This is a genomic window from Geobacillus sp. Manikaran-105 (genome assembly GCF_002809955.1).
In the GTDB taxonomy this organism is placed as follows: Bacteria; Bacillota; Bacilli; order Bacillales; family Anoxybacillaceae; genus Geobacillus; species Geobacillus thermophilus.
Window position 1 is genome coordinate 1 of record NZ_PIJG01000087.1, and the last position, 5,388, is coordinate 5,388.

5 protein-coding genes, 11 tRNA genes and 2 pseudogenes are annotated in these 5,388 nt (G+C 44.6%); 14 read left to right on the forward strand and 4 right to left on the reverse strand.

The genetic code is table 11. The features are described from left to right. Window positions 1–159 precede the first annotated feature (159 nt). The 14 genes and pseudogenes from CV945_RS16080 to tsaA all read left to right on the forward strand — a co-directional run bounded on the left by CV945_RS16080 (window position 160) and on the right by tsaA (window position 2,644). Window positions 160–236: transfer RNA gene (locus tag CV945_RS16080), tRNA-Met, on the forward strand. Between the two features lie 4 nt (window positions 237–240). Next, window positions 241–316, forward strand: a tRNA-Asp gene (locus tag CV945_RS16085). A 133-nt stretch (window positions 317–449) separates the two neighbouring features. Then, window positions 450–525 (forward strand) — tRNA-Phe (locus tag CV945_RS16090). Window positions 526–812: 287 nt separating this feature from the next. Continuing rightward, window positions 813–888: transfer RNA gene (locus CV945_RS16095), tRNA-Thr, on the forward strand. 6 nt (window positions 889–894) lie between these two features. After that, window positions 895–979, forward strand: a tRNA-Tyr gene (locus CV945_RS16100). A 7-nt stretch (window positions 980–986) separates the two neighbouring features. Continuing rightward, window positions 987–1,060, forward strand: a tRNA-Trp gene (locus CV945_RS16105). Window positions 1,061–1,077: 17 nt separating this feature from the next. After that, window positions 1,078–1,150 (forward strand) — tRNA-His (locus CV945_RS16110). A 17-nt stretch (window positions 1,151–1,167) separates the two neighbouring features. Further along, window positions 1,168–1,242: transfer RNA gene (locus CV945_RS16115), tRNA-Gln, on the forward strand. Between the two features lie 5 nt (window positions 1,243–1,247). After that, window positions 1,248–1,319: transfer RNA gene (locus CV945_RS16120), tRNA-Gly, on the forward strand. A gap of 9 nt (window positions 1,320–1,328) precedes the next feature. Beyond that, window positions 1,329–1,402 (forward strand) — tRNA-Cys (locus CV945_RS16125). Between the two features lie 61 nt (window positions 1,403–1,463). Next, a tRNA-Leu gene (locus CV945_RS16130) sits at window positions 1,464–1,548 on the forward strand. A 177-nt stretch (window positions 1,549–1,725) separates the two neighbouring features. Next, window positions 1,726–1,981: pseudogene (locus CV945_RS16135) on the forward strand (DUF4277 domain-containing protein); the annotation flags it as partial. A gap of 1 nt (window position 1,982) precedes the next feature. Next, window positions 1,983–2,188, forward strand: a pseudogene (locus CV945_RS17670) (SAR2788 family putative toxin); the annotation flags it as partial. Then, the gene (gene tsaA / locus CV945_RS16140; RefSeq protein WP_100660160.1) at window positions 2,186–2,644 is read left to right on the forward strand and encodes a tRNA (N6-threonylcarbamoyladenosine(37)-N6)-methyltransferase TrmO; all 459 of its coding nucleotides are present in this window, start codon (window positions 2,186–2,188) and stop codon (window positions 2,642–2,644) included. The pseudogene CV945_RS17670 and the gene tsaA, both read left to right, overlap by 3 nt. A gap of 131 nt (window positions 2,645–2,775) precedes the next feature. Here the strand turns inward: tsaA and CV945_RS16145 are convergent, their stop codons facing one another. From CV945_RS16145 to CV945_RS16160, 4 genes are all read right to left on the reverse strand, one after another. Next, window positions 2,776–3,138, reverse strand: a complete 363-nt coding sequence (locus tag CV945_RS16145) for a hypothetical protein (protein WP_100660159.1) — start codon at window positions 3,136–3,138, stop codon at window positions 2,776–2,778. 100 nt (window positions 3,139–3,238) lie between these two features. Further along, window positions 3,239–3,511, reverse strand: coding sequence for a DUF3986 family protein (locus CV945_RS16150; protein WP_008881000.1), 273 nt, complete (start codon window positions 3,509–3,511; stop codon window positions 3,239–3,241). 241 nt (window positions 3,512–3,752) lie between these two features. After that, window positions 3,753–4,223: a GNAT family N-acetyltransferase gene (locus CV945_RS16155; protein WP_008880998.1), complete on the reverse strand. Its 471-nt coding sequence runs from the start codon at window positions 4,221–4,223 to the stop codon at window positions 3,753–3,755. Between the two features lie 860 nt (window positions 4,224–5,083). Next, a partial coding sequence (locus tag CV945_RS16160) for an IS3 family transposase (protein WP_157807550.1) occupies window positions 5,084–5,388 on the reverse strand: 305 nt, incomplete at its 5' end.

Here is a 5,388-nt window from a genome sequence, read left to right on the forward strand (position 1 = left end):
TGTATTCTTATCGCCGCGGGGTGGAGCAACAAGCCTTTGCTTCCTCGAAACCGCTTCGAGTTGCCCCGACGCATCTGGCTTCCTCGAATCAGTTAGTAGAGGAAGGGGCAACGAAAAATTTACTCAGAGCATGATCGAAACTGAATCATTTCCTATCGCCGCGGGGTGGAGCAGTCCGGTAGCTCGTCGGGCTCATAACCCGAAGGTCGCAGGTTCAAATCCTGCCCCCGCAACCAAATTGGTCCCGTAGTGTAGTGGTTAACATGCCTGCCTGTCACGCAGGAGATCGCGGGTTCGAGTCCCGTCGGGACCGCCATTGTTTCAAAATTATGAAAAGAGACAGCTCAGCAGCTCAGTCGGAGTTGCCTCAACGCATCTGSCTTCCTCGAATCASCTTGYAGARGAAGAGACACAGTGCAGTACAAGCAAAGCAACGTAAAACTTAATATGGCTCGGTAGCTCAGTCGGTAGAGCAAAGGACTGAAAATCCTTGTGTCGGCGGTTCGATTCCGTCCCGAGCCACCATTTAGCTCTATTGGCAGAGACGAGCATCCGCTTCATCGAATCGATTGCGAGTTGTCCCGACGCACCCAGCTTCTTCGAATTGGCTGGTAGAGGAAGGGACACAACAAATGAACAATGAGCCACGATTTATATCATAATTATGCCGACTTAGCTCAATTGGTAGAGACGAGCACTTGCTTCGTCGAGTCGGCTTCGAGTTGCCTCGACGCATCCTGCTTCCTCGAATCAGCTTGTAGAGGAAGAGGCACAGAGCACAACAATGAGCCACCTTCTTGCATTTGTTTTATGCCGACTTAGCTCAATTGGTAGAGCAACTGAATCGTAATCAGTAGGTTGCGGGTTCAAGTCCTGCAGTCGGCACCATTCTTTGGAGGGGTAGCGAAGTGGCTAAACGCGGCGGACTGTAAATCCGCTCCCTTTGGGTTCGGCGGTTCGAATCCGTCCCCCTCCACCATGATTGAAGGGGCATAGTTTAATGGTAGAACAGAGGTCTCCAAAACCTCCGGTGTGGGTTCGATTCCTACTGCCCCTGCCATTTTGATTATCATTATGGCGACTATGGCGAAGTGGTTAACGCACCAGATTGTGGCTCTGGCATGCGTGGGTTCGATTCCCACTAGTCGCCCTTCACTTTTACAGCGTTGGGGTATAGCCAAGCGGTAAGGCAACGGACTTTGACTCCGTGATGCGTTGGTTCGAATCCAGCTACCCCAGCCAATGATGCGGAAGTAGTTCAGTGGTAGAACACCACCTTGCCAAGGTGGGGGTCGCGGGTTCGAGTCCCGTCTTCCGCTCTCGATCAAGGCGGCATAGCCAAGTGGTAAGGCAGAGGTCTGCAAAACCTTTACCCCCGGTTCGAATCCGGGTGCCGCCTCCATCTAATGAATATAAAAAGTGTTGACAGACATGAAGTAATGTGATAGAATAATACATGTCGCGCCGATGTGGCGGAATTGGCAGACGCGCACGACTCAAAATCGTGTGGGGTAGCCCCCCGTGTGGGTTCGACTCCCACCATCGGCATCGAAAATAGGATGTATCAAGGATTCCTACGAGATGTGGGAATCCTTTTTTATTTTATCCTCATACGATTCCTCATTACTCACATTTCGCACCCTTCCGACGAAAATCGGGAGGGTTTTTTGTGCCCATCGTCGAATGAATTCTTGACACACAAGGAAAGTAAAGGAGTTTGCTCTCATGGATGTTGAAGTCAAAGGGGTCTATCGCAATTCTTATTTTGAATATCATAAGTACCCTATTTAAGGAACTGGACCTGCCCTAATTGATTGACCATCTCGTTCCCGTCGATTCGCAATGCCAGACTCGACCCAGTGATGCCGTTCAGGCCATCCTCTACAATGTGTTTGATGGCCGGCAAGCCCTCGTTCACTTGGAACATTGGGCACAGGAGATCGATCTGGAGAAACTCATTCGTTCCGGGCTCCATCCTTCCTGATAAAATTGTTGCTGTATTTAAAGATACTGAAACAAACGGAAAACTTGTAGTAAACTCAATAAAGCTCATGTGTCGATGGCATTTCTAGCTCCAATTGGGGTTGTAATAGGTGAAGCGCTTTGATCTCATTTAATTGCTGCATCTGCTGCAGTGGTAATAGCAGGTGTAACATATATTGTTGCAACTAAAGTTGCCAGTAAAATTGCACCAATCGCATTTGTTAAAAATAACCGCAAAGATGTTGAGGATGATAATTGGGGTAGTGTTATTTCAATAATTGAATTATCAGATGAAATCGATGATTCCGCTTTACAAGGGATCAGTGAGTTTTCGCATTTAGATATTATTTTTTATTTTGACCGAGTGACAGATGACACCATTCACTATGGAGCAAGGCATCCAAGAAATCGTAAAGAATATCCGAAGGTCGGAATTTTTGCTCAAAGGGGCAAACATCGACCGAATAAATTAGGGTTAACAACGGTTGAATTGTTAGAACATCAAGGGCGGACATTGAAAGTAAGAGGATTAGATGCCATAGATGGTACGCCGATTATTGATATTAAACCGGTTATGAAGGAGTTCTTACCTAAAGGCGAAGTAAGGCAGCCTGCTTGGTCGGTCTCATTAATGGAACGATACTGGGATTCCTGTGATTGAATGAACGACGTACTTGATTTCAGTTGATTATGGCGTAAACATAACGGGATGCTATCATAAATAAGCTTTCCTTCCATCTTGTTTATGTCACACACCCAATTCGGGAACAATAAAAAAATTGAAAAACCGTCTTATGTAAGACGGTTCTCCAAAGATTCGATGGCCAGTTTTAACGCCATTAAGCGACGCTCATTTAATGTTTTTTGTGAACTTCCTTCCTTTGCTTTGGCTATTTGTGTTTCGATCGGCGGAATGAGACCTTGTAGAACATCTTTAGAAGTCAATATGATTTCTTCGTCATAGCAAAACTCTTCCCCATACCAAGTATTTTTTAGGCTTTCTAAACCAATTTTGACTGTGTTTCGTCTTTTTTCCACAAGAGCGGTGTTTGCACCTTTTTCTGTCATGCTTTGAAAAGCATTGGAAAGCTTATGAAAAGTGGACTCTAAGGATTGAATGGACAATTCTTGGATTTCTTGGCTAACCGTCTTCATGTACAGACCTCACTTTTCGTTGTGAATCATGCAACAGTGATATTGAGTCATACAGTTCGAATTTGGCCCAATCACCATTCAACCAAATGGCAACATGATCTTATATGATATTATTTGCTTTTAACCATTCTTCCAGTAGCTTACTTCCGACGTCATAAGATAACTCATCTGCTTCGACTGTGAAAATTTTGTAACCATATTTTTCATGGAGATCATACTGATCTAATATTCTTTTCACGACTGTAGTATCCTGTTCATGATCGAGAAAAACTACCCATTGATTTGTATGCTCAAGTTTATAGGCAACTGCTTCTACATCAACATTGTTCTCATAATATCCTAAATGAAGATGCTGATTGGGATCAAATTTCACGTTGATTCACTCCTTAGTATTGATGACCATATGAAGCTATGTTTTTTATGTTAGGAGCTACTTGAGCATGTCTATAGAGGCAATTGGATGCGGCTTTTACCAAACATTGGAGCGACTGCTGGCGCCCGAAACAACGCCGCTTCCGCGTTCATGTAGGGGGAAGCGGTGTTCGGTCTTTCCACACCTTGGTGTGACAAGCACAAGCTCGCTTCCGGCAGTCGTCTATAATGTTTGGTTACATTCAAATGAATAATTCCATTTCACTGTTTTTAAAGGTAAATCCCATTTTTGTATATAACGGCTTCCCATCTTCCGTGGCATGCAGCCAAATTCGTTTGACTCCGATTGTTTTACATTCCTCAATGCAACGTTCCAACAGCGTTCTGGCCAATCCTTTTCTCCGATACGGAGGGATCGTATACACGTTCAGTATATACGCTTCGAGTCCTTTTAGATTTTGCAAAGAAGGGGGCCGTTTGAATAAGACGATGCCACTGACACTGACTATGCGATGATTGGATAAAGCGACAAAGGAAATAAATTCATGGTTTGAAAGGGCTTCTTCTAAATATTGTTTTGTTGCGGTTGTGACAAGCGTTTCCTCTTGTTCCGACTGTATTTTTCCTAACTCCTTAAGAAATTCCAAGCGCAATCGAGTCAGATCTTCGATGTCTTGAATGGTGGCTTGGCGAATTTCAAACGGCACATTCACGTCGAGCACTCCTTTCGTTTTGCGCCAGATGGTCAAAGACTTGTGTTGACGCCAGCGTTTCTGTTTCTTTCGTTCAATAGGAAAGATGATAGAAACCTAGGTGTGGCACGAATCTGGGACCCGAGCTTGCATGGAAAGACTCTCATTCAATCAATTCCTTCTCTTTTCGACAGCAGCCTTTTGAATCCCTGCCTTGGAGGGACATTGCATCATCCTTTGAGGAGGCTAGTGACAATCGCTGCTTCTTGGTACGATTGATTTTGGAGAAGTTCAACCATTAAGGTTTATCTATTAGAAGAATGCTTTTTCAATCATCACCCTTTAGGGGAAAGATGAGATCAAGGAGGAGTTACATGAAGTTTTTTCACGATATGAATGAGGACAACGAGTATTCGGCAAGCCTTGTTTGCTACACCATATTCAACATCATCACTTTGGGAAAGATAAGGTTTTTGCGCACGAAAGTAGCGGAACAGAAAAGAAAGTTACAAGAAGCCAAAAGACTTCGTTAAAATTTTAAGATGTATGATTCGGGACCGGATCTTTTCATCATCAACGGTGATGCAGACACCGTTGATCATAGCCTGTCAGGAGCATTTGGGGAAACCGGTCCTTCTTTCCGCTCAATTGATTCCATGGTGCAGGAGCTTTGTCAGTATGTGATAAGGCCATCCACGTTGGTGAACATATCCCTGTCAAGTAGACAGTGTGAAAAATACCCACCTTCTTTAGCTGCTTGTTAGGATAGTGGAATGAGGAAACGTTGTCAAGGAAAGCACTTGACAACGTCTCCTTCATTCCACTTCATCGTTGGCAAGCTGAAGAAGGAGACATTCTCAGCCGTTCGTCTGCTAGGCTGCTTAGGCAATTCGGTATTCCACTGGGCTGAGGTAGTCTAGTTTTTTCTGGCACCGTTCATAATTATAAAAATACATGTACTGATCGATCGCCCCGATCATTTCCTCTTCCGTTTCAAAGGTGGGAAGGTCCACCATTTCCGATTTCAAATGCCCGAAAAAATTTTCCATGCAGGCATTGTCTAAACAGTTTCCTCTTCTGGACATACTAGGAATGATATGATGAGCCTTCAGCAGTTGATGGTACTGGCGGGATGTGTACTGGGAGCCTTGATCGCTATGGAGAAGGACTCCTCGCGCATCCCGTT